Source organism: Stenotrophomonas maltophilia, from assembly GCF_001274595.1.
In the GTDB taxonomy this organism is placed as follows: domain Bacteria; phylum Pseudomonadota; class Gammaproteobacteria; order Xanthomonadales; family Xanthomonadaceae; genus Stenotrophomonas; species Stenotrophomonas forensis.
This window is the reverse complement of record NZ_CP011010.1, coordinates 4,568,450-4,590,540: the sequence shown is the minus strand read 5'-3', so window position 1 is coordinate 4,590,540 and position 22,091 is coordinate 4,568,450. Positions and strand designations below refer to the sequence as shown.

Annotated in this window: 22 protein-coding genes; 6 read left to right on the top strand and 16 right to left on the bottom strand. The window is 63.3% G+C overall.

Going from position 1 to position 22,091, the window contains the following annotated elements; all coding sequences use genetic code 11:
* Positions 1-47 precede the first annotated feature (47 nt).
* The 3 genes from VN11_RS22035 to VN11_RS20830 all read right to left on the bottom strand — a co-directional run bounded on the left by VN11_RS22035 (position 48) and on the right by VN11_RS20830 (position 1,863).
* Complete coding sequence (locus tag VN11_RS22035; protein WP_075075811.1) at positions 48-413, bottom strand: hypothetical protein; 366 nt, start codon at positions 411-413, stop codon at positions 48-50.
* A gap of 129 nt (positions 414-542) precedes the next feature.
* Positions 543-1,193: a hypothetical protein gene (locus VN11_RS20835; protein WP_008264806.1), complete on the bottom strand. Its 651-nt coding sequence runs from the start codon at positions 1,191-1,193 to the stop codon at positions 543-545.
* A 19-nt stretch (positions 1,194-1,212) separates the two neighbouring features.
* Positions 1,213-1,863: a HupE/UreJ family protein gene (locus VN11_RS20830; RefSeq protein WP_223224807.1), complete on the bottom strand. Its 651-nt coding sequence runs from the start codon at positions 1,861-1,863 to the stop codon at positions 1,213-1,215.
* Between the two features lie 379 nt (positions 1,864-2,242).
* On the opposite strand from VN11_RS20830, the gene VN11_RS20825 reads away from it, so the two are divergent.
* Positions 2,243-2,566 (top strand): hypothetical protein, encoded by a 324-nt coding sequence (locus VN11_RS20825; protein ID WP_008264507.1) that lies wholly within the window; start codon positions 2,243-2,245, stop codon positions 2,564-2,566.
* Positions 2,567-2,677: 111 nt separating this feature from the next.
* Here VN11_RS20825 and VN11_RS20820 read toward each other — a convergent pair whose 3' ends face one another.
* The 10 genes from VN11_RS20820 to VN11_RS22415 all read right to left on the bottom strand — a co-directional run bounded on the left by VN11_RS20820 (position 2,678) and on the right by VN11_RS22415 (position 13,093).
* Complete coding sequence (locus VN11_RS20820) at positions 2,678-4,012, bottom strand: MFS transporter (RefSeq protein WP_008267238.1); 1,335 nt, start codon at positions 4,010-4,012, stop codon at positions 2,678-2,680.
* Positions 4,013-4,109: 97 nt separating this feature from the next.
* Positions 4,110-7,355, bottom strand: a complete 3,246-nt coding sequence (locus tag VN11_RS20815) for a CusA/CzcA family heavy metal efflux RND transporter (RefSeq protein ID WP_008266162.1) — start codon at positions 7,353-7,355, stop codon at positions 4,110-4,112.
* Positions 7,355-8,524: an efflux RND transporter periplasmic adaptor subunit gene (locus tag VN11_RS20810; RefSeq protein ID WP_032961315.1), complete on the bottom strand. Its 1,170-nt coding sequence runs from the start codon at positions 8,522-8,524 to the stop codon at positions 7,355-7,357. Before VN11_RS20810 ends, VN11_RS20815 begins: the two co-directional genes overlap by 1 nt.
* Positions 8,525-9,748 (bottom strand): TolC family protein, encoded by a 1,224-nt coding sequence (locus tag VN11_RS20805; RefSeq protein ID WP_008266451.1) that lies wholly within the window; start codon positions 9,746-9,748, stop codon positions 8,525-8,527. It lies immediately after the preceding gene.
* Between the two features lie 87 nt (positions 9,749-9,835).
* Complete coding sequence (locus VN11_RS22030) at positions 9,836-10,399, bottom strand: RNA polymerase sigma factor (RefSeq protein ID WP_049400889.1); 564 nt, start codon at positions 10,397-10,399, stop codon at positions 9,836-9,838.
* A gap of 14 nt (positions 10,400-10,413) precedes the next feature.
* Positions 10,414-10,842 (bottom strand): periplasmic heavy metal sensor, encoded by a 429-nt coding sequence (locus VN11_RS20795; protein WP_087786541.1) that lies wholly within the window; start codon positions 10,840-10,842, stop codon positions 10,414-10,416.
* 17 nt (positions 10,843-10,859) lie between these two features.
* Positions 10,860-11,147 carry a CnrY/NccY family anti-sigma factor gene (locus VN11_RS22975; protein WP_133308083.1) on the bottom strand — a complete coding sequence of 96 codons (288 nt, stop codon included), beginning with the start codon at positions 11,145-11,147 and terminating at the stop codon, positions 10,860-10,862.
* A 203-nt stretch (positions 11,148-11,350) separates the two neighbouring features.
* Positions 11,351-11,797, bottom strand: a complete 447-nt coding sequence (locus tag VN11_RS22025) for a cyclin-dependent kinase inhibitor 3 family protein (RefSeq protein WP_226053690.1) — start codon at positions 11,795-11,797, stop codon at positions 11,351-11,353.
* A gap of 187 nt (positions 11,798-11,984) precedes the next feature.
* A complete protein-coding gene (locus tag VN11_RS20790) occupies positions 11,985-12,440 on the bottom strand; it encodes an NIF family HAD-type phosphatase (RefSeq protein WP_032961321.1) in 456 nt (151 codons plus the stop codon).
* A gap of 68 nt (positions 12,441-12,508) precedes the next feature.
* Positions 12,509-13,093 carry a hypothetical protein gene (locus tag VN11_RS22415; RefSeq protein WP_141097639.1) on the bottom strand — a complete coding sequence of 195 codons (585 nt, stop codon included), beginning with the start codon at positions 13,091-13,093 and terminating at the stop codon, positions 12,509-12,511.
* Positions 13,094-13,405: 312 nt separating this feature from the next.
* Here VN11_RS22415 and VN11_RS22020 point away from each other — a divergent pair, with 312 nt between their 5' ends.
* On the top strand, positions 13,406-13,675 hold the full coding sequence (locus VN11_RS22020) for a helix-turn-helix domain-containing protein (protein WP_075075810.1): 270 nt from the start codon (positions 13,406-13,408) through the stop codon (positions 13,673-13,675).
* 191 nt (positions 13,676-13,866) lie between these two features.
* On the opposite strand, the gene VN11_RS20785 is transcribed toward VN11_RS22020, so the two are convergent.
* The 3 genes from VN11_RS20785 to VN11_RS20775 form a co-directional block, all read right to left on the bottom strand.
* On the bottom strand, positions 13,867-15,030 hold the full coding sequence (locus VN11_RS20785; protein WP_053451118.1) for a lytic polysaccharide monooxygenase: 1,164 nt from the start codon (positions 15,028-15,030) through the stop codon (positions 13,867-13,869).
* A 181-nt stretch (positions 15,031-15,211) separates the two neighbouring features.
* A complete protein-coding gene (locus tag VN11_RS20780; protein ID WP_053451117.1) occupies positions 15,212-16,384 on the bottom strand; it encodes a lytic polysaccharide monooxygenase in 1,173 nt (390 codons plus the stop codon).
* Between the two features lie 233 nt (positions 16,385-16,617).
* A complete protein-coding gene (locus VN11_RS20775; protein ID WP_053451116.1) occupies positions 16,618-17,103 on the bottom strand; it encodes a DUF1203 domain-containing protein in 486 nt (161 codons plus the stop codon).
* Between the two features lie 155 nt (positions 17,104-17,258).
* Here VN11_RS20775 and VN11_RS20770 point away from each other — a divergent pair, with 155 nt between their 5' ends.
* The 4 genes from VN11_RS20770 (at position 17,259) to VN11_RS20755 (ending at position 21,980) form a co-directional block, all read left to right on the top strand.
* Positions 17,259-18,461 carry a GGDEF domain-containing protein gene (locus VN11_RS20770; protein WP_053451400.1) on the top strand — a complete coding sequence of 401 codons (1,203 nt, stop codon included), beginning with the start codon at positions 17,259-17,261 and terminating at the stop codon, positions 18,459-18,461.
* A gap of 68 nt (positions 18,462-18,529) precedes the next feature.
* A complete protein-coding gene (locus VN11_RS20765; RefSeq protein WP_053451115.1) occupies positions 18,530-20,056 on the top strand; it encodes an alpha/beta hydrolase in 1,527 nt (508 codons plus the stop codon).
* Positions 20,053-20,799 carry an ATP-binding cassette domain-containing protein gene (locus VN11_RS20760; protein WP_040006902.1) on the top strand — a complete coding sequence of 249 codons (747 nt, stop codon included), beginning with the start codon at positions 20,053-20,055 and terminating at the stop codon, positions 20,797-20,799. Before VN11_RS20765 ends, VN11_RS20760 begins: the two co-directional genes overlap by 4 nt.
* The gene (locus VN11_RS20755; RefSeq protein WP_053451114.1) at positions 20,796-21,980 is read left to right on the top strand and encodes an ABC transporter permease; all 1,185 of its coding nucleotides are present in this window, start codon (positions 20,796-20,798) and stop codon (positions 21,978-21,980) included. The genes VN11_RS20760 and VN11_RS20755 overlap by 4 nt, the downstream gene beginning before the upstream one ends.
* Positions 21,981-22,091: the final 111 nt, after the last annotated feature.

The window sequence follows — 22,091 nt, the reverse complement described above, 5'->3', positions numbered from 1 at the left end:
CGCTACACGGGAGGCGCGCTCAGGCTGCTAGAGCGCAGCTAGGGTCGTCAGACGATCGGAGGTCGGAAGGGTGACGCCGGGTGCCCTGCAGGCACCCTCAGAAGTCGCAGAGCATGGACTTCACCGGCCAGCGGTAGTGAAGCCAGGTAGACGTGGGGCGTGAACAAGCTTCCAGCGAAACTCGCGTCTGCCTGATGCAGTACCGCATGAGCGCCAGTGGCGTGATCCGGGTCCAGATTGTCGCCCGCACCGCCGGCATGTGAATGGCCATGATCCACCGCTGCTGCGATGTCATGTTCCAATCCGTGCAGTTCGCTGAGCTGGATCACCATCGGCCGCGCAACGACACTCAACAGCATCAGCGCAAAGAAGCTGATCCTGAGGGCAAGGCCGTGGCGGGCGGAAAGACGCATATGGGTTAGCTTAAGCGGGGCTGGCTGGGGTTGTCGAGGGGCCGAAACTGGGCGCAGCCCATCGGAAATACCCCACATAGGGCGGTGGCCGGGCCTTAAGCGCACCCGGCCACCGCTCACCGCTGCGGTTTACATCTTCTTGATCAACTCGTACTCCCCTCCGGTGCGGAGCAGAAGCGTTACGGGCTCCTCGCCCCTGTTGCGCCAGAACCATCCGTGGTTGCCATCGAAGGCAGCCAGGAGCACCCCCTGCTTGGTGGCTTCCCCTCGACCCTTCTCATAGCTGATCGCTCGACCGCCGCCGTCTCCGTGGGTGTCGAAGTTCACGACGCCGCCTTCAACAGACCACTGGTAGCTGGCGCGCTCGCCCGCCTTCATGACGAGCTTGATCTCGGTGCCCTGGCCCGGCGTCAGGACAACCTGTTCTTCGTCCCGCCATTCGGCAGCGGTGGCCGCATTACTCGCGGCAGGCTTCTGAGCAACTTCAACGGTCTTACGGTTCTGCGTGGACACCTGCGTCAGCAGGGCGGCTGCCTCGTCTTCGGCGGCCTTTGCGTCCATCGCAGCGTCAGCTGCCGCTTCCTCGGCAAGCTGTTCCTTGATCTCCCCCATTTCCTTCAGACCAAGTACCCGACCAACACCAGTGGGATCGATTCCGTACTCAGATGGCATCACCACTCCAACCAGGAGGATGATGGCGATGCCGGCGGCAATTGCGGTGGTGCGTCCCAGCTGGCGGCTGGTGGGAAGGTCGCCTTCGGCGGGCTTACTGTTGTACATGATGTAGTTCTCTTGAAAGTCAGGAAACGAAGTAGCCAGTGAGCTGCATGCCGATCAGAATGAATCCGGCGCAGAGCATGGCGGCATTGGCGGTGTAGGCGTGCTTGAAGAAGCTGGGCGTGCGGCGCCAGTAGCCCATTGCGATCAGAATCGCGCCAAGCGAGAGGATCTGGCCGATCTCCACGCCGACGTTGAACGCAAGCAGGTTGGGCAACAGACCATCGGGTGAGATGTCGTACTCGATGATCTTGGTTGACAGACCAAAGCCGTGGAACAGGCCGAAGATCAACGTCGCAACCTTTGTGTTTGGCTGGAAGCCGAACCAACGCTGGTAGGCGCCCAGATTGTCCAAGGCCTTGTAGACCACAGACAGACCAATGATTGCGTCGATCAGGTAGCTGTTGATGCCCACGTTGAACAGCACACCCAGCAGCATCGTTGTGGAGTGCCCGATCGCGAACAGCGTCACATACAGCGCGACATGCTTCATCCGGTACAGGAAGAACACCACGCCCAGGAGGAACAGGATGTGGTCATAGCCGGTGGCCATGTGTTTCGCGCCCAGATAGGCGAATGCGATCAGATTTACTCCAGATATTTCCTGGATGTAGCCCTTGTCGCCTTCGGCGATCGCGTGAGCCAACGCCCCGTCAGCTGTGAGTAGCAGCATGAACAGGGAAAGCAGTGCGAGTAGAGTTCGCGGCCAGTGCGACAGTAGTGGGGGTTGGAGAAGGACGCGCGAGAGCGTCCCGGATTCAGAACTGGGGATCATGATGAGGATCTACGAATGCGGTCAGCGGACCTCCGCCAAAGCTATCCGCTACGACACTGGGAACCGGCGCAACGTGCTACGAGTGCGCAGAAGGCGCGCACGGCACGTCACACGGATCACTGCGCGTAAGCGGGGTCCGGGCGGGGAACGAATGAATAATTTCTTGCAGCGACGAACGTCCAGTAAGGATTGACTGGACGGGCGCTGCCAAGCCTCTGCTCAGTGCGAGCACGAGGCCTGGGTCTCAGGCGATAGGAGGCCTGAACAGGGATGAGCGATGATGCTGAAGCTCTGCCGCTGGCTGGTGCCAGGGATGGATATCGCTCAGATCAACTCGAGCGGGTCCAGCAAGGCTGGCCAAGATGCCTACAGAAGCCGTCAGATCGGCCTGGTGCAACAGGCTGTGCAATCCAACCGCGTGTTCAAGATCACGGTCTGCGGCATCACTCACCCCAACATGGGGGTGACCATGTTCCACCGCAGCCTGCACGATGTGCTGCAAGCCGTGCAGCTCACCCAGATGATTCAGGACGGGTCGCACGAGCAGACTCGCCACCAGCATCATGAAGATGCAGCTGCGCAACAGCACGCTGGTTGGTAGACGAAGGGATCGCACGGGCAAAGACTAGAGGCTTGTTCTGGCAAAGTCGATATGACAACGTCGGGCGCGAGCGGTGAAAATGCCCTCTCGCGCCCCTTGTTCAAGTTTCCGTCATCCAGGCCAACGAGGGTGCACGTCGTCGATGACATACCGATGTGAATGCTTGCCGTTGGAAGAGGCGTGTTCCGCCCAGTGGGGATGGTCCGCAGCCAGATCGTCGTGACCGTGGGAAATCTCGTCCGGGTCATGGGCGGGCCAGATTCTCCAGGCGAACACGAATCCGGCGATGCCGACTACTGCCAGTGCCATGATCGCCACTGGCATTCCAAACTTCGCACCCACGGTTCCCGCCAGAGGGTAGGCAATCAGCCAACACACGTGGGAGAGAGAGAACTGCGCTGCGAACAGGAATGGCAGATCGGTGGATTCCGCTGATCGTCGCAGCAATCTGCCGCCAGGAGTCACCAGCCCCGCATAGCTCATCCCCAACAATGCCCAGCCGGCGAGCACGATGGGCCAACCTATGGAGGAGGGCGAGAGCAGCCAGGTAAGACTGAGGGTCACAAGTACAATGCACATTGCAAGGGCTGCGGAGAGCATCACACGCCTGTCAGCCACCCGATCGAGAACCTTGGGGAGGACAAGCGCCGTCAGCATCGAACCGCCACCGAAAGCTGCCAGCGCCCATGCCACCTGTGACTCTGCTCCGCCGAGAACGTTGCGCACCACGACGACAGTGTTCACGAACACCATGGCGCCGCCGGCGGCCGCACACAGATTAAGGGCAAGCAACCCTTTCAGCCTGGGCGTCTTCAGGTAGATCCGCATTCCTCGAATCGCGCGGGCGTAGGGACCGTCCTTTCTCAGGGAAGGAGCAACGAAGGGGAATGCAGTTGAGAACACCAGCATGGCGGATATCACGAAGCCTACGGACGTACCAGCGAACAGGCCGTGGAAGCTGATCAGCGTCAGCAGAGCAGCGGCCAACGCGGGACTCAGCAGGCTCTCCAGGTCATAGGCCAGGCGCGACAGGGACAGTGCTCGGGTGTAGTCGCGTTCCTCCTTCAGGATTTCCGGGATCGTCGACTGGAACAGAGGGGTGAAGCACGCCGAGGCCGACTGCAGCAAGGCAATGAGCAGGTACACCTGCCAGATCTGGTTGACGAACGGCAGACAAAGCGCCGCGCCCGCCCGCACCAGGTCGAGGGCAATAAGCACCGGTTTGCGTAGATTTGCCGGGACGATCGCTCCGGACAGAGGGGCCAACAGCACGTAGACAATCATCTTGATTGCCAGAGCCGTACCTAGCACAGCGCCCGCCTCAGCCCCCGCCAGGTCATAGGCCAAAAGAGAGAGCGCCACGGTAGCCAAGCCCGTGCCGATCAGCGCGATAACCTGCGCAGCGAACAGGTTCCTGAATGTTGGAAAGCGTAGGACCTCGATCATGGCTCACCTCTAGATGGAACAGTGGAAAGCGCCGCTGCCCTGCGGATCGTAATCCGATCCGTAGGGCAGGACGTGAAGCCGTGGAAGGGGCTTGTGCTCAATCGACTTCGGGTACCGGCAGGGGGTCTTCAATGCCCGCGGCCTTCCTGCGTGCAGTTCTTCGGAGTACCAGCCCGCACAGCGCAGGCAGCACGAACAGCGTCAGTACGGTTGCCGTGGCAAGACCCCCGATAACCACTGTAGCCAGTGGCTTCTGCACTTCGGCGCCCGTACCCGTTGCAATCGCCATCGGGACGAAGCCCAGGGAGGCAACCAGCGCGGTCATAAGAACCGGTCTGACGCGCTCCATTGCACCCAGTTCGACCGCCTCATCTGGCGGAAGCCCCTCGTGCAGGCGTTTCTTGATCGCGGAGATCAGAACCAGGCCGTTGAGCACCGCGACACCAGATACCGCGATGAAGCCCACAGCGGCTGAGATCGAGAAGGGGATTCCTCTCAACGCCAATGCGAAGAATCCACCGGCCAGAGCAAGTGGCACTGCAGTCAGTACCGTACCTGTCAGCAAACCGTTGCCAATCGCCATGTAGAGGACGGCCGCAATGAGGATGAAGCAGAGAGGCACAATGATCGCCAGTCGCTTCGTTGCTGCCTGCAGATTTTGGAACTGCCCGCCCCATTCGATCCAGGAACCGGTGGGCAACTGCACCTGCTGGCCAATAGCCGCCTTGGCGTCGTCAACGAAGCTACCCAGGTCACGCCCGACCACATTCGCTTCCACATAGATTCGACGTTTGCCATTGTCGCGGCTGACTTCGTTCAGACCCTGCGTGAAGCGGAAGCTGACCAATTCACGAAGCGGAACAGACTGACGGCCTTCCTGACTGCCTGGCGGCAGCATGACCGGAACGGCTCCCAGTACATCGAGATCGCTGCGGTCCACACGGGGCAGACGAACCACTACGTCGAAGCGCCGATCACCTTCGAAGATCTGGCCCGCCATGCGACCTGCCAGCGCAGCAGACACTGTGTCGGCCACTTCCTTGACGGTCAGTCCGTAACGGGCGATCGCGGCCCGGTCGAATGCCATGTCAAAGGTCGGGAAGCCTCCCGTTTGCGCCACACGGACATCCGATGCGCCCGGAATCTTCTTGAGGACGCTCGCAATCTTGTCAGCGCTGCCGGCAAGCGCCGTCAGGTCTTCGCCATAGATCTTGACTGCAACGTCGCTACGAACGCCGCCGATCAGCTCATTGAAGCGCATCTCGATGGGCTGGGTGGCGTCATAGTTGTTACCAACAAGAAAGGCTGTCTTCTCTCGAATCCTCTCGATCACCTGCTCTTTGGTCTTCACTCCATCCGGCCATTGGTCCTTGGGCTTGAGGATCACGTAGTTGTCGGACGCGTTGGGCGGCATGGGATCTGCGGCCAGGCTTGCGGTACCGGCCTTGGAGTACACCGTCTGTACCTCCGGCAACGTCATCAGTGCCTTCTCAAGAGGAAGGTCGATGGCGACGGACTGCTCGATCGATGTGGACGGGATGCGAACGGAGGACAGGTTGAGATTCTGCTCATCCAACGTGGGCATGAACTCCCGACCCACAAAGCCAAAGGCCACAACGCCGGCCACCAGGACGCCAAGACCACCGGCCAGGTAGGGCATGGGTTGGCGGATTGCGCTGCGAAGCATCGGCTGATAGCGGCTCTTGGTGGCAGCGACTACCCGTACTTCTTTCTCGGAAATGTGGCCCTTGAGCATGACCGCCACCATCGCCGGAACGAAAGTGAGGGAGAGCACGAATGCAGAGGCCAGCGCCAGCATCAGGGTAATTACCATCGGGGAGAACATCTTTCCCTCGACGCCCTGGAAGGTCAGGCATGGCACGAAGACCAGGAAGATGACCGCCTGCCCATACACGGTCGGGCGGACCATCTCCTTGGACGAGGCGATCGTTTCATGCAGCCGCTCCGATAGATTGAGTGGGCGCCCAAGTGCATGCTGTCGCTCTGCCAAACGGCGCAGCGCGTTCTCGACGATGATGACCGCGCCGTCGATGATCAGGCCAAAGTCGAGCGCACCCAGACTCATCAGGTTGCCAGAGATCCCGAGCTTGTTCATGCCGATCGCGGTGATCAGCAGGGACAACGGAATCACCAATGCAGCAATGACAGCAGCTCGCCAGTTTCCGAGCAATGCAAATAGGATGACCACGACTAGAAGAGCGCCTTCGGCCAGGTTCTTGGCGACGGTCTTGATCGTTGCGACAACCAGCTGGGATCGGTCCAGCGTGGGAACAATCCTCACGCCCGGCGGCATGGTCTTGCCGATCTCCTGCAGCTTGTCACCCACTGCGGCCGCCACAGTTCGGCTGTTGGCGCCAACCAGCATGAGTGCGCTGCCAACGACGGTCTCGTAGCCATTGCGGCTGGCGGCACCGCGGCGGAGCTCACCGTCAACGACCACACGTGCGACGTCTCCCACTGTTACGGGAACTCCGTTGCGATTGCCCACAACGGCACGGGCAATCTCGTCCACGGAGCGGATGCGGGCGTCTGCGCGCACCAGATAGGACTCGCCCGACCTCTGGATGTAGTCTGCTCCGACCGACAGGTTGGCATCCTGCAACGCGTCGGCTAGGTCGGTATAGGAGAACCCGTACTCTGCGAGCTTGCTCGCATTGGGCTCAACGACATACTCCTTGACGTAGCCGCCGAGGCTGTCGACGTCTGCTACGCCCGGCGTCGTGCGCAGCTGAGGCCGCACAATCCAGTCCTGGACTGTGCGCAAGTAGGCCAGACGTGCCATGTTGTCCGTCAGCCGTTCCCCCTGATCAGTCAGGAACGAACCGTCGCTTTGCCAGCCAGGCTTACCATCATTTCGCGGGGCATCTTTGCCATCTGGGTGGGTGAATTCAACGCTGTAGTGGAATACTTCGCCCAACCCGGTCGAAACCGGGCCCATCAGCGGTTCGGCACCCTCCGGCAACTGGGGCCGAGCCTGAGTCAGTCGCTCGGTGACCTGTTGGCGCATGAAGTAGAGGTCTGCGCTCTCATCGAAGATCACCGTGACCTGGCTGAAGCCGTTGCGCGAGAACGACCGGGTGTTCGCGACGCCCCGAAGTCCTGCCATCGCGGTCTCGATCGGGTAGGTAACGCGCTTCTCGACCTCCACTGGACTCAGCGTCGGGATGACGGTGTTGATCTGGACCTGCTTGTTCGTGATATCCGGAGTCACGTCGATCGGTAGCAGGTTCAGTTGCCACCCGCCGATCACCGCAATCACCAGTGTGATGAACAGAACCAGCCAGCGGTGCCGTACGGCACCCGTAAGTACTTGCTCGATCATTACTCGTCTCCGCCCGACTTTTTCATCTCGGCCTTCACCAGAAACGCATTACGGGTAGCAACCGGGGTTCCCGCAGTGACGCCAGAAAGGATCTGCGCCATACCACCGCTACGGAGGCCAATGAAGACCGGCTGTGCAGTGAACCCCTTACTGGTTCTGACGAAGAGGACGTCTTTTCCGTCGATGTTCTGGACCGCCTCTTCCGAGACAGACAGCCCCTCACCCGATCCGGAAGCGGTGACCAGCCGGACCTGCACACCGTCACCCACAACCAATCCGTTCGCCTCTGCGCTCGGGGTGATTACGACTGTGGCAGCCCTTGTCAGCCCACCTACGGCGGCAGCAACTGAACGGACCTTGCCTGAGGTGACGCTTCCGTCGGAGCGGGTAATGGACGCGCTGTCGCCGGCCTTGATCCGACCGGTGTCACCCGCACGAACGGAGGCCTGAATCTCCACGCCATTGGAACCTGTGACCCTATAGAGGGAGGCCTGCGGCTCGACGAAAGCGCCCAGAGTCACTTGCGAGCTGCTGATGGTTCCATCGATAGGGCTGATGACGTTGACGCTACCTCCTCCATCCACATTGGCGGTGCGTGCCACCAGGGCAGCGCGTTGTGCTTCTGCTTGCGCTGTGAGATAAGCGGCGCGACTCGCCTCGGCCTCTTGTCGTGCCAACACGCCCTGTGCGAGCAACGACTCATCGCGCTTGACGTTCTTTTCGGCGAGGGAGAGGCTGGCGCTGGCCACACGAAGGTCAGCCGCAATACGGGCCCCATCAGGGCTGGCTACGCGTGCCAGCACTTCGCCCTTCTTCACCTTGTCGCCCACCTGCCGGATGACATCGGTGACGTTACCGGCCGCACGTGCCACCACGACGGCCTCACCACCGGGGATTGCCACGACCGAACCCGATGCGGTGATGTTCGCCGCTACCTGAGCGGAAGTGACGGGCTCCACCGAGATCCCCGCAGCGGCAACATACTCCTTGGGAATCGCGACTTCCTGAGCCGCCTCCGCCGGCGCACTGGCGCTGGCTTCGTCTTTCGCGGGGTCGACCACCGTCTCTGAAGGGGCGGATAAGCGTGCAATGCCAAATCCTGCGCCAAGCGCCAAGGTAGCCACGCCGATCATCGTCAGGGTGTTAACAGCCGGAATACTTCTCTTCATCTACATGTCTCCAAAGGCAATCTGACCGCTGGCCACGGCGAGCGATGCGTAGGCGGCAACGCGTGCGAGTCGTGCATCCACCACGCTCAGCCTCGCGTCCGTCAGCGTGCGACGGCTAAGCAGCAGCTCAACCAGTGGGGTTCTACCGGCCTCGTATCCCAAGCGCGCCATTCGGTAGGCTTCCGTGGCTGCTTCCTCTCCCTTGGAGGCAGCGATCAGTCCTCGCTTGGCGGCGTCAACACGCGCAAGCGCAGTCGCACGGTCCGCCTGGCTCTGGAGGCGTGCGGCATCCAATCGAGCACGGGCGGCGTCGCTCCGTGCTCGAGCCGCGCTGATCCCGCCACTGTTCCGGTCAAACAATGGGATGCTCAGAGACACGCCGACGACCAATGCGTCCCCACCGGCGGCGAAGTTGCGACGGCCTGCGGTGAGGTTCAGGTCCGGTGCCCGCTTGAAGCGTTCAGTGCGCAGAACCGCATCGCTCGCGTCGACGTCTGCCTTCGCAGACAGGACAGATGCCGAATCGACGTTCGCAATTGCGGGCGCAACCCACTCGCGCACCAGGAGTGACTCGGACGTGCCTGAGTAGGGTTCCGCTCTTCCCGCCAGTACTGACAGTTGCTCGAGAGCTGCAGCCGCCTCTGCCTCTCTTGAGGCGGCAATCGCTTCTGCTGAGCTCAAGCCTGCCTGGGCTTGTGCTACGCGCAGGCTGGCCTCCTTTCCTGCGTCAACCAGCGCCTGAGCTGCCTTCAGGTCGCCTCTGGCGCGATCAACATCTTCGGCAGCAATGTCGCGCCGTATCAGCCCAGCTTCGGAAGACGCGTAGGCAACAGCCAAGGCTGCGGCGAATTCGACTTGCGCCTGGTGCTGGCGAGCTTCGGCCGCCTGCAGCCCTTTCTCTCCCGCCTGGATTCGAGCCCCACGTTGGCCAAAGATCTCGAGTGGCTGGCTGATGGTGTAGGTCGTCTGCCGCTGGCTCGCGCCATTGCTGGGGGGAGCGTTGAGATTCTCTGCGAGGGCATCAATGGTGGGGTTACGTAGCGCTCGCGCTTGGCGGGCTTCGCCCGCAGCGGCAGCTGTGTCGAACCCCTTTTCCTGAAGGAAGGGGGATTGGGCCCTGCTCTGCTCGAGCAACGCGCTGAAGTTCGGGGCGTCCGAGGCATAGGCCGCAGAGATACTGGTCAGGGCCAGCATCACCGTCAGGGCAAGCAATGATGGTTTCATGAGGATCCGGTGCAGTGGGGCCGCAATCTCGGCCGTCTTTCTGCACTACGCGGCCTGCGCGGCCTTCCCCTCGAATCCGGCGAAAATTTATTTCCCGCGGCTCAGTGCATCTGTCAGTTTGGCCCGCGCTCTCAGGACGCGACCCTCTATCGTTTTGAGACTGATACCCAGGGCGGAAGCTGCTTCAACCTGGGAAAGGCCGACGAAGGCAGTCAGAACCAGAGCTTCACGCAGGCTCGGGTCGATCGTGTTGAGAACCCTTCTTACTTCTGCGAGCTCAAGCTGAGAACCGGCAACCTGCTCTGGCCCGGCCTGCTCGGAATGCAGGGCGCGTCCTTCCTCATCATCCAAAGGCTTGGCCCGAAACAGGAAGTGGCGGACGCGTCGAAACCGTTGCGTATCACGAACCTTGTTGATTCCAATACGCATCAGCCAAGGAAGTACCGAGCGCGTCGGATCGTACTCTGACAGGCCTCGCCAAGCGGCAACGAATGTCTCCTGCACGACATCATCGACGTCGGTTTCGGGCAGACCCATGCCTCGAACCATCTGCTTGATTGCTGGCGAGTGACGGCGGACCAGGCGAGCGAAGGCCTCAGCATCACCCGCCGCAGCTTCAACTGCCCAGTTGTTGTCGTCCTCGATGGTCACAACGTTTGTGGGGCTCAGGGAGAGTCGGTGCGAAGTGCTTCAAGGAGTGCCTTGTCGTAGGCCGGCCGGTGCTCGGGTTTCAAGCCCTCGCGCATCTCGAACACATGCTCGAGCGTGATGCGCTGGAGATCGCCCGCAGCCCGCTCCACCTCACGACTTGCACGTTCCACCTGGGGGTTCCATTTGGGGTCAGCCGCGATGGCGTCCGCCAGCTGGCGGTTGGCAATCCGCAGGCGCGCTTCGATCTCACCTCGCCTTGTTGCGAACAGCTGTTCCTTGGCCTGGAGGATCTGCTTCTCCGAGTCGTCCAGAGGCACCACGGCGTGAAGGCGTTCATGGAGATCGCTGTGCCCAGGATTGAGCGAGTGCCAGATCCAGCCGATAGCCAGCGCGCACACTACGCCAATGATGGCGCCAGCGATTGTTGCCAGCGGCAGCCTCATGAGGGGTCCGATTGCCATCAGCGTTCCACCAGTAGAGCGTATGGGGACATGGAAGCTGGGGCCGCGACCCATGTCGGGCGCGAGGGTGCCTGGGTGACAAAGAAGGCGGAGCCTACTCCTCCGCAGGTAAGCACCGCCGCGAGCGCCGCGCATGCGAGTGCCCGGCGGAACTCTCGCTTACCGGCCCATTGCGAAGGGGAAGCTTCCTGGGACAGGCGTCGGACCAGGCTATCGGTGGCCCGATCATGGCCGTCTGGCCTTGTAGCTGCCGAGGCTCTGGACAGCCAATCGTCTAGATCATTCATGTGGAGATCTCCTCATCCTTCCCTACTTATACGCCTGCCGTGGGGAGATCCCCTCAAACCTCTGATTGCTGACCTCCCCGCGGGTTCTCAGATTCACCGATGAGCACCGGGGCGAAGCTGATCCGGCACTGGGAGGTTCACAGGTCTGGACGTGATTAGTGCCGTGTCAAGAGTTCAGAACGGATGCTTCAGCGCACACGGTTCTAGAGCATCCGAGAAGCCCAGTGAAGAAGGAAGCGCTCTTGCTCCGCCGTTTCCACGGCTCCGGGACGAGCACTCCGAACTCTGGCCATAGCTTCTTCAGCGCTTAGGCATGATCTGCTCTCGAGCAGTAGCATCGAAGCCACGGTGCCCGCTCTGCCAAGCCCTCCTTTGCAATGAACGACTACTTTGTCACCGCGGAGCAAATCGTCAGTGAGGACGGGGCCTAGTCGTGTCCACTCGTCCAAGAACTGAGGATCCGGCGCTTCTCCATCACGAATCGGAAGACCATGCCAGTGCAGGCCATGAGCGCGCGCGCGTTCGGGTAGCGACCCTATCCCGAGATCGTCGAACTCCCACGGTTCAATCAAGGAAAGCAGATGGCGACATCCCCAAGCTGAGACGGACGCTAGATCGAGCTCGAGATCTCTACACCACGAGCCCGTCATTGCAACTTTCTGATGCTTACCGGGGGCAAAGGTAACGCCTATGGTTCCTCCGTTGGCACCGACGGAAAGTCCCGCAATCTGCAACGGATGAGACAAGCTAGTTCTGTGCACAGAATCCTCGAGTATTGGGGGCTGGCGGTGTCTCACTGCGGCGTCCGAAGATTGCATCCACGGCACACTCCATCCACTAAGGCCGCGCCTTGGGCTTTGTGCTGCCTGGATTGAGGCGCTCCTCAAGACGCTGGATCACCAGCTGCAGCCCCTCGTCTCCATCAGAATATGGTGCAGCGAAGAGAGGGGCTTCAATCCAGAGGAAGTGTTGGCCGGGATGCACGTAGGCCCCGTGATCATCCAGCAACAGTGCCTCGCCAAGTTCTGCCGAAACGAATCGAAGGTCCTTCGTCGGACCGTCCCATTCGATGTATGGGAGATGTTGAGACCATTCGGGAGCGCGTCCCTCCAGCACCAAGAGGGATGTAATCTCTGCAACAACCTTTTGGGGTACAGAGGTGAACATGACGATCCGATTGAAGGTGCTGCTGGCATAGTTTAGGAACTCCATCAGGCCGGGTCGGGGTATTTGACTGACGGCATTGGAGATAAGTGTTCCCTCAAGGTCCAGTGCAAGAATGATTGGACGCATCTATCAAGTCTCGTGATTCTTGGTTCAGCTGAGCCAGGGAAGTGGGTAATCGAGGGCCTCTGTTTTGACTAGATTTCGCCCAAGGATGGAGCTGCAAGCCAGTAGTCATCGCCTATCTTCAGTATGCTTTCCAGCGCTACATCGATCATCAGTGGTCGTCGCCAACCTGTGTCAGGAAGGAAGCAATAGTCGGTTCTTCGAAGTTCACCCGCGGCCGCCTTTACTACCAGCCAGCGCGTCCTCCTTCGCATCTCTCGGGAAAGCACTTCTAGTGCGGCGTCCTCGTTGCCACCGCTACTAAGGAACTGGCTCGCTGCTCCCCTTACAGATGACCAGAGCACGTATCGTTTCCGCCCCAGGCTCAGACGAGTCCACTCCTCATCCTGACTTCTCAGGATTTCATCTACGCGGTGCACTCCGATACGGTGACGGCGCAGCAATGATGTGAGATAGGCGCTTGCCTCTCGATCCGCTAGCTGGCGCCAGATCCAAAGTCTTGCGTGTTTATCAAGCGTCGGGCGCCAAGCATCAAGCATCCCCTTGAGCGCTGCATCAAGGTCATCAGGAAGAATCAGGTCATCGACGTAGGACCAACTGACCGGTTCGTAGAGAGAGCGCTTAACGGCTCCGTTGCCTGAACTGGAACCGGTCACAACACCTGCGCTTTTTAGGAATTGCAGGAGTTGCTGGGCGACAGCAGGGTCTGAGGAAACGGGCGCGCTAACGGAAGTGGAGCGTTCAAGCGCACACCAGGCGCAGGTGTAGAAAGGACCAAGCGATACGACAAGTGAGTCGAGCTCGGGCCACGAAGGAAGGAGGGTCTGTTGGCTACGGCCATAGATCACTCGATCCCCGGCAAATTAACCAGTCCGGATGCTACCAAGGCGGCACGATGTCGTCTACATGATTTTCATGTATGCCGTGCCCCGGTCATAGATTTCCATCCGCTCCTTGAGGCGGACCGGATGGCTACGAAGACGATCTATCAGAACCCGTACCTCCGTTTGGTCGGAAAGCTTCGGGAGCATCGGGAGATCTTGGGCATCAGTCAGACTCAGCTTGCTGCCCATCTGGGGTGGCCCCAACAGCGCATTTCTTCAATAGAGTCTGGATCACGTCGTCTAGACGTTCTCGAATTCTGCCAAATGGCATCTGCGCTGGGTGTCTCTCCAGCTGAGGTGTCTGATCTGATCTGCAAGGCTCTAAAGGCAGTGCGAGTCTCGAGGATCAATTGACAAGGCTCACATAAGTCGAAAGTCTTATTTCAAGCATAAGTAATTGATTTATATGCTTTAAATAAGTTTTCCGTTGTTATTTAGTCCTTCAGCAGCAAGTAAGCCAGGTAGTGCCGGCCGCTGGCCGGCAACCTCATGGCGCCTTGAAATGCCCACCGGAGGCGGCATCACGCCGCCCCCGGTGCCGTGACTCAGTACTCGATCCAGGCATCACGCCAGGCAGAGCCGGTGCCCGGACGGTAGGCCTCGGCATTGACGTTGCACCAGGCGCCTTCCGGGAACGGGCGGCAGGCGTACAGCTTGCCGTCGGTGCCCTTCACAACGGTCTCGCCCGGCTTGTAGGAGCCGATACCGGCCGGGTACACGAAGTCGAAATCGCCCGGCGGCGGGTCGACCGGATCCGGATCCGGCACCCGGGTATCGAGCTGGAACAGATGGCCTGGCGTCAGGTACACGCGGTTCTCGGTAGCCGATGCCACCGGCGTGATCACGCCATTCTTCAACACACCCACGCGGGCATGCTGGGCGCTGGCGTTGACCTTGCGGGCCAGGGCCAGCGGCCACTGCGTCGCGCCGGTCTGGCCGGCAGCCAGGGTGATTTCCGGGCGTTCGAGGTCGTTGCCGTTGCCATTGAACACACGCAGGGTCAGGGTGGTGCCCACTTCCAGCGCGCCACGAGCGGTGACCGGGCCGGCGTCCTGCCACTGCGGGGGTGGGGTCACGCCGCCACCGTCTTCAAAGCGCACATCCATGCAGGTGTAGAACGCTTCGGTCGAATCGGAGCGCTGCCAGGTGTTGTAGATCACGTGCTGGCCGCTGCGCTTGGGCAGCGGGCAGTCCAGCTTGTAGACGTCGCCGGAAAGCGGCACGTTGCCCAGCGTGCAGAACTCCTGCAGGTCGGCCCAGCGCAGCGGGCTGCCCGGTTGCCAGCCTTCGCGGGTGACGTAGAACTTCCAGTCGCGGGTGGCGTGGGGTGCCGGCGCCTTGAATTCGAAGGTGTAGCGACCGCGTGCGTCGGCGCGGACCGGCGAGGTCTGCCAGTCACTGCGGTTCAGATCCAGCCCGCGGTACTTGCTGTTGCCACCGCTGCACAGCTCGCCATCCGGCACGACGGCCTGGTGGTTGCCATTGGCGCCGGCCTGGTTGATGCCTGCCCAGTCATAGAAGGGTTGCGCGCCACCGATGGCCTTGGCTGCCGCACAGGCCGGGTTGGTCGGGTTTTCAGGGTTGCCCTGGTAACAGGAATAGACACGGCTGGAGGGTTTGGACATGGTGCCGTGGGCGAACGCGCTGCCTGAAGCGGCTACGCCGGCGATCACGGACAGCGCGAGGACGGCCCGGTGGGACAGATGCATGGAGATCTCCTGTGGGTGGTGGAACCCGGTGAAGTCTCGGTATGCCGACTGCCTGTATCCATCGGATTAATTTCAAAAATGCGGTGTGTGATCTGGAGTGGGAACGGCTTCACGGCTGGAAGCCAGCGCGTCGCACGTTTTGCAGGGAACGGTGCGCTGCCACCGTTCCCTGCATCCGATCTCAGTATGCGATCCAGGCATCGCGCCAGGCCGCGCCCACGCCCGGCCGGTACGCCTCGGCATTGACGTTGCACCAGGCGCCTTCCGGGAACGGGCGGCAGGCATACAGCTTGCCGTCGCTGCCCTTCACTACGGTCTGGCCGGGCACGTAGCTGCCGATGCCGGCGGGGTACACATGATCGAAATCGCCGCCCGGCGAGGGCGTGCCCGGGTCCGGTAGCTGGGTGTCGAGCTGGAAGCGGTTGCCGTTCTTCAGATACACCCGGTTGCCGGTGGCCGACGCGGCGGGTGTGATCACACCGTTGCTGAGCACGCCCACGCGCGCATGCTGCGCGCTGGCATTGACCTTGCGCGCCAGCGCCAATGGCCATTGCGCGGGCGCGGTCTGGCCACTGGCCAGCGTCGCCTCCACGCGCTCCACATCGTTGCCGTTGGCGTTGAACACCCGCAGGGCCAGGGTGGTGCCGACCGGCAGTTCGCCACGTGCGGTCACCGGGCCGGCATCCTGCCATTGCGGCACCGGCGTGGTGCCGCCGCCGTTGCCTTCAAAGCGCACGTCCATGCAGGTGTAGAACGCTTCGGTCGAATCCGAGCGCTGCCAGGTGTTGTAGATCACGTGCTGGCCGCTGCGCTGCGGCAGCGTGCACTGCAGCTTGTAGGTGCCATCGGCCGACAGCGGCGTGTTGCCCAGCGTGCAGAACTCCTGCAGGTCGGCCCAGCGCAGCGGGCTGCCCGGCTGCCAGCCGTCGCGGGTGACGAAGAAGCGCCAGTCACGCGTGGCGTGCGGCGCGGTCGCCTTGAAGACGAAGGTGAATCTGCCGTTGGCATCGGGCTGGATCGGCGTGGTCTGCCAGTCGCTGCGGTCCAGATCCAGGCCGCGGAAGGTCGGGTTGTTGCCGCTGCACAGCTTGCCGTCGGGAACCACGACCTGGTGGTTGCCGTTGGCACTGGCCTGGTTGATGCCGTTCCAGTCGTAGAACGCCTGCGAACCGCCCACTGCCTTTGCGGCGGCGCAGGCCGGGTTGGTCGGGTTCTCCGGGTTGCCCTGGAAACAGGCATAGACGCGGCTGACCGGCGTGGTCATGGTGCCATGGGCGAACGCGGTGCCGGCCAGGGCCAGGCCTGCGGCAGCGAATGAGGTGGTCAGCAACAGCGGTGTGGATCGGAATGACATGGCGCATCCTTGTGGTCGTCGAAAGGGAGCGGTGACCGCAGGAACTGCGCTGCGCGGCGGACTTCCGGCGCCACCCCGGCGAGTATCGAGTCGCCCTGCAGGGTGTGGAACCCTGGGCGTTCGGATCCGTGACTGCGCATGTGAAGCCCTTCCCGCAGGCTTCACGTGGGGCTGAACGGATGCGCTGGGCGTCACGCGATCGGCGTGGCGCCGATCACGTCGTGGAGGCCACGCTACGCGGCCTGTGCATCGACCCTGTCCGCCTGGCACGAGAAGCAGCCATGCGCGGCGTTGTGCAACTGCACGAACGCCACCGCCGCGTCGGCGAACAGCGCATCCAGCTGCGCGGCGACGTCGGTGCCCGCACAGACCTGGGCACCGAGCATCAGCGCAGACCGGTCGTAGGCCCGCACCGAGATCATCCGCCGCTGCACATAGGGCGGCACCACGCCGGGTGGCAGCACGCACCGGGTCACGCCGCGCTGTACGAAGATCGGGCCGGACGCGTGATAGGGCGAGTGCAGGGGCAGATGGACATGCGACAGCAGGAGCAGTTCGCTGCCACTGGGCGGGTCGCTCAGGCTGATCCGGCAGGGATGGCCGCCGCCATCACCGGCCCAGCGGCGCTGGATGCCCAGCGCGGCAAGCGCCGTGTCGTTCTTCTCGAACAGGTGCTGGAAAGGGCGGTGGTCGAGGCCACCGAGGTACCACGCGTGCATGGGCAGCTCCTTGGTTTTCCGCGGATTCTGCGTGTGCATCGGTGGCATTGCTCGCCGTTTTCCGACCTCGCATCCACGCCAGGCCAAGCAACACCGCAGGCATCGCGCGGCAAGGCGCTAAGATGCGCGCGCCTGCCCCGGCCGACGAGCGCCGCATGTCCCTGGATTTTCCCACCATCACCGTGCTTGGCTTCCTGCTCTGCATCGGCATCGCCGTGGGCTTCTCGCTTCTGCTGGTGGTGCTGCGCGGGCAACCGGTACTGCGGCAGTGGACCATCAGCCTGTGGCTGCTGACGCTGGGGGTGACCCTGCTGGCACTGCGGCCCTACCTGCCGCTGGCGCCTGCCGTGCTGGCCGGCAATGCAGCGATGGCCGGCTGTGGCCTGATGATGCTGCGCGGGGTGGCGCTGCATCTGCAGCAGCCACTGCCGCTGTGGCGGCCGCTGCTGATGGCGGCGGCATTCATGGCCTGCATTTTCGCCTTCCTGGTGCTCTGGCCGGACCTGCACATGCGCCTGCAGGTGTTCAGTGTGTTCGCACTGATCGTCGATGGCTGGATTGCCTGGCTGCTGCTGCGCCATGCGCCCGCGCAGCAACGCACCAGCTGCCGGCTGGCGGCGGTGGTGTTCCTGGCCGAAGCCACGCTGTATGCCGTGCGCCTGTTCCTACCGGTGGCGCCCGACGCCGGCGAGGACATCATGCGCACCGGCTCGCCGATGTTCGCCACCTATATTGCCGGGGTGATGCTGGAGCTGGCGCGCTGCTTCGCCATGGTGCTGCTGCTGGTCGAGCGCATGCTGGTCGACCTGCGGCACGCGGCGCGCACCGATGGCCTGACCGGCCTGCTCAACCGCAGCGCGGTACTGGCCGATGGCCAGGCGCAGTTGCAGCGCGTCCGCCAGCAGGGCCGCCCATTGGCGCTGTTGCTGGTCGATGTCGACCATTTCAAGCAGATCAACGACCGTTGGGGGCACCTGGCCGGTGACCAGGTGCTGCGCCACTTCTCTGCCGTGCTGCAGCACTGCACGCAGGGAAAGACGCACCTGCTGGGCCGCTATGGGGGCGAGGAATTCGTGCTGGTGCTGGCGGGCAGCACGTCGAGCGACGCCGTCATGCTGGCGGCGGTGATCCGCACCCGCCTGCAGCGGCACCCGGCCGTGCTGGCGACGGGGCCGGTTGCGGTCACCGCCAGCGTGGGGCTGGCCATGGACGAAGGCCAGGGCGACCTGTCCACGCTGCTGGCCGCCGCCGATGCGGCGCTGTACCAGGCCAAGGCCGCCGGGCGCGATCAGCTGGCCTGCGCACCGGCAGCGGCGATTTCGCCGTTTCCCATCGCCGCCGAGGCCGTGCCCGTGTAAGTTGGGTCACATCTTCCGCGGCAGCCCGTCGTGGTCGACAGGAACGTCCTCCAGGGGAAACGAGCACGATGCAAAGACACCACCTCGCGCTGGCCGGAATGCTGGCCAGCCTGATGCTTGCCGGTTGCAGCCAGCCGCCGTCAGCCGACACCCAGGGCGCCAGCGACGCCCCAAGCCGCCGCTTCGGCGCCATCGATTTCCAGCCCTGCACGCTGTCCACCGAAGGTGCCAGCGCCAATGTCGAAGCCCAGTGCGCGACCCTGCAGGTGCCGGAGGACCGCGCCCACCCCGGCGGCCGCCAGATCGACCTGCGCATCGCCTGGCTGGAATCGGGCAGCAGCGGAGCCGGCCAGCCTGATCCGGTGTTCTTCCTGGCCGGTGGCCCCGGGCAGGCCGCCAGCGAAGTGGCGGTCATCGTCGACAGCGCGCTGCGCCAGGTGCGCAAGCAGCGCGACGTGTTCCTGATCGACCAGCGCGGCACCGGCGGTTCCAACCCGCTCAGCTGCCTCGGCGCGGATGGCAAGGAACTGCAGATGGACGAGGACGCGGCCCCCACCGAGGCCTCGCTGCGTGATTACGCGCAGCGCTGCGCGGCCTCGCTGCAGGGGCGCGCCGATGCACGCTTCTACACCACCGCCGAGGCCATCGCCGATCTGGACGCCGTACGCCAGGCGCTGGGCGTGGACAGGTTGAACCTGGTCGGTGGTTCCTACGGCACGCGCGTCGCCCAGCGCTACGCGATCGCCTACCCGCAGCACACCCGCAGCCTGGTCATCGATGGCGTGGTGCCCAACGACCTGGTGGTCGGCGGCGAGTTCGCCCGCACGTTCGACAACGCGATCACCCTGCAGTCGGCGCAGTGCCGCAAGGATGCCGTCTGCAGCAAGCGGTTCCCGGTCGATACCCGGGAACAGCTGCGCGCCGTGGCCGAGACCCTGCGGCGTGCGCCGGTCACGGTCGATTACCGCGATCCCGGCACCAATGCGCCCCGCCAGGACGTGCTGACTCCGGACAGCGTGGTTGGCCTGGCCTTCGCATTCTCCTACGTGCCCGAATATTCTTCGCTGCTGCCGCTGGTGCTGGATGAAGCGGTGCAGGGCCGATACGCACCGCTGGCCTCGCTGGTGCGCGGCGCGACCCGCAGCATGGATTTCCAGATCAACCGTGGCATGCAGTGGTCGGTGATCTGCAGCGAGGATGCGCCGCGCTTCCAGGCCCCGGCAGAGAGCGATGACGCCCTGTTCGGTGCCGAAGCGGCACGTGCGTTCTTCGCGGCCTGCCCGGTGTGGCCGCACCAGCCGGCACCGGCCGCGCTGACCGCGCCGCTGAAGTCGGACCTGCCGGTGCTGCTGCTCTCCGGTGAACTGGATCCGGTCACCCCGCCGCGCTATGCCGAACAGGTGCTCAAGGGCCTGCCCAATGGCCGTGCGCTGGTCGCCCGCGGGCAGGGCCATGGCACGCTCAATGCCGGCTGCATGCCGCGGCTGCTTGGCCAGTTCATCGACACCACCGATGCCAAGGCGCTCGATGCCAGCTGCCTGGATACGCTGAGCTACGTGCCGGCGTTCACCTCGTTCAACGGATGGACCCCATGATCGTCGCCGACAACCTGCACAAGGCCTTCGACACCCGTACCGGCCGCATCCAGGCGGTGTCCAACGTCGGTTTCCGTGCCGCCGATGGCCAGATCACCGGCCTGCTCGGCCCCAATGGTGCCGGCAAGACCACCACCATGCGCATGCTGTACACGCTGATGACACCCGACCAGGGCAGCATCAGCGTCGACGGCATCGACGCCGCCCGCGACCCGGTGGAAGTGCGGCGCCATCTTGGCGTGCTGCCCGATGCGCGCGGCGTCTACAAGCGCCTGACCGCGCGCGAGAACATCGCCTACTTCGGCGAGCTGCACGGCCTGTCCGCGCAGCGCATCCGCGAACGCATCGAAGTGCTGTCGCATGCACTGGACATGGGTGACATCCTCGACCGCCAGACCGATGGCTTCTCGCAGGGCCAGCGCACCAAGACCGCCATCGCCCGCGCGCTGGTGCACGACCCGCGCAACGTGATCCTCGATGAACCCACCAACGGCCTGGACGTGATGACCACGCGCGCGCTGCGCCGCTTCCTGCTGGGCCTGCGCGAGGAAGGCCGCTGCGTGATCCTGTCCAGCCACATCATGCAGGAGGTGGGCGCGCTGTGCGACCACATCGTGATCATCGCCAAGGGCACGGTGATGGCCGCCGGCAGTGCCGATGAACTGCGCGCGCAGTCCGGCGAATCCAACCTGGAAGACGCGTTCGTGAAACTGATCGGCAGCGAAGAGGGCCTGCACGCATGAGCATGATGTCGACCCTGATGACGGTGATGCGCAAGGAGCTGCGTGACCTGTCGCGCGACCGCCGCACACTGGCGCTGACCCTGCTGTTCGGCCCGCTGCTGTACCCGCTGCTGATCCTGGGCATGGGCAAGCTGTCTGAAAGCCGCGTGCGCACCCAGATCGAGCAGCCGCTGCAGATTCCCACCATCGGTGCCGAGCACGCGCCGAACCTGGTCCGCTTCCTGGCCGCCCAGGGCCTGAATGCCACTGCCGCGCCGAAGGACCTGGCCGAGGCCATCCGCTCGCAGGAGATCGACGTGGCGCTGCGCATCAGCCCGGAGTTCGGCAGCAACTGGGCCGACGGCAAGCCGGCGCTGGTGGAGGTGATCCGTGACAGCACGCGGCGTGCCGCGGAGGTGCCCACTGCGCGCCTGCAGGCGGCATTGGCCACCTACAACGGCCAGGTCGGCGCGTTGCGGCTGATGGCGCGTGGCATCGACGCCCAGGTTGCACGGCCACTGGACATGGCCAGCCAGGACATGGCCAGTGCCGAAGCCAAGCGTGGCCTGATGCTGTCGGCACTGCTGCCGATCCTGTTGACCCTGACCTCGTTCCTGGGCGGTGCCTATCTGGTGATGGACACCACCGCCGGCGAGCGCGAGCGGCAGTCTCTTGAACCGCTGCTGGCCACGCCGGGGTCGCGCAGCGCCATTGTCAGCGGCAAGATCGCCGCCGCCTGCATGGTCGGCTTCGCGTCGCTGCTGCTCACCCTGATCGCGTTCAAGGTCAGTGCCCAGATCGCGCCGGGCAACATCGGCCGCCAGCTCAACATGAACATCATGGCGATGGTGCAGATGCTGCTGGTGATGCTGCCGATGCTGCTGATCGGCACCTCGCTGCTGACCTTCCTGGCCGCTGCGGCCAAGAGCATGAAGGAAGCCCAGAGCCACATGACCTGGCTGATGCTGTTGCCGATGCTGCCGGGTTACGCGCTGATCGCCTATCCGGTGAAAAGCCAGCTGTGGCAGTACGCGGTGCCGTTCCTGTCGCAGAACCAGATGTTGCTGAAGGTGATCCGCCACGAGACCATCACCCCCTCGGTGTGGGCGATCTACCTCGGCGCCAGCCTGGGCCTGGCCGCCGTGCTGTGGTTCGCCGCGGTTCGCCGCTACCACAACGAACGCCTGGCCATCTCCGGCTGACCCCAGGGCACGCGCCGGGCTACGCCCGGCGGATCTAAAGCGAGGCCCGGTCATTCCGGGCCTCGTCGTGTCCGGCTGCAGGGCGTCGGCACCGCCGTACGAAAAGTTGCA

Coding starts and splice junctions, on each gene's coding strand:
- VN11_RS22035 (WP_075075811.1), bottom strand. CDS start 413: ATGCGTCTTTCCGCCCGCCACGGCCTTGCCCTCAGGATCAGCTTCTTT.
- VN11_RS20835 (WP_008264806.1), bottom strand. CDS start 1,193: ATGTACAACAGTAAGCCCGCCGAAGGCGACCTTCCCACCAGCCGCCAG.
- VN11_RS20830 (WP_223224807.1), bottom strand. CDS start 1,863: ATGCTGCTACTCACAGCTGACGGGGCGTTGGCTCACGCGATCGCCGAA.
- VN11_RS20825 (WP_008264507.1), top strand. CDS start 2,243: ATGATGCTGAAGCTCTGCCGCTGGCTGGTGCCAGGGATGGATATCGCT.
- VN11_RS20820 (WP_008267238.1), bottom strand. CDS start 4,012: ATGATCGAGGTCCTACGCTTTCCAACATTCAGGAACCTGTTCGCTGCG.
- VN11_RS20815 (WP_008266162.1), bottom strand. CDS start 7,355: ATGATCGAGCAAGTACTTACGGGTGCCGTACGGCACCGCTGGCTGGTT.
- VN11_RS20810 (WP_032961315.1), bottom strand. CDS start 8,524: ATGAAGAGAAGTATTCCGGCTGTTAACACCCTGACGATGATCGGCGTG.
- VN11_RS20805 (WP_008266451.1), bottom strand. CDS start 9,748: ATGAAACCATCATTGCTTGCCCTGACGGTGATGCTGGCCCTGACCAGT.
- VN11_RS20795 (WP_087786541.1), bottom strand. CDS start 10,842: ATGAGGCTGCCGCTGGCAACAATCGCTGGCGCCATCATTGGCGTAGTG.
- VN11_RS22975 (WP_133308083.1), bottom strand. CDS start 11,147: ATGAATGATCTAGACGATTGGCTGTCCAGAGCCTCGGCAGCTACAAGG.
- VN11_RS22025 (WP_226053690.1), bottom strand. CDS start 11,797: ATGACGGGCTCGTGGTGTAGAGATCTCGAGCTCGATCTAGCGTCCGTC.
- VN11_RS20790 (WP_032961321.1), bottom strand. CDS start 12,440: ATGCGTCCAATCATTCTTGCACTGGACCTTGAGGGAACACTTATCTCC.
- VN11_RS22020 (WP_075075810.1), top strand. CDS start 13,406: ATGGCTACGAAGACGATCTATCAGAACCCGTACCTCCGTTTGGTCGGA.
- VN11_RS20785 (WP_053451118.1), bottom strand. CDS start 15,030: ATGCATCTGTCCCACCGGGCCGTCCTCGCGCTGTCCGTGATCGCCGGC.
- VN11_RS20780 (WP_053451117.1), bottom strand. CDS start 16,384: ATGTCATTCCGATCCACACCGCTGTTGCTGACCACCTCATTCGCTGCC.
- VN11_RS20775 (WP_053451116.1), bottom strand. CDS start 17,103: ATGCACGCGTGGTACCTCGGTGGCCTCGACCACCGCCCTTTCCAGCAC.
- VN11_RS20770 (WP_053451400.1), top strand. CDS start 17,259: ATGTCCCTGGATTTTCCCACCATCACCGTGCTTGGCTTCCTGCTCTGC.
- VN11_RS20765 (WP_053451115.1), top strand. CDS start 18,530: ATGCAAAGACACCACCTCGCGCTGGCCGGAATGCTGGCCAGCCTGATG.
- VN11_RS20760 (WP_040006902.1), top strand. CDS start 20,053: ATGATCGTCGCCGACAACCTGCACAAGGCCTTCGACACCCGTACCGGC.
- VN11_RS20755 (WP_053451114.1), top strand. CDS start 20,796: ATGAGCATGATGTCGACCCTGATGACGGTGATGCGCAAGGAGCTGCGT.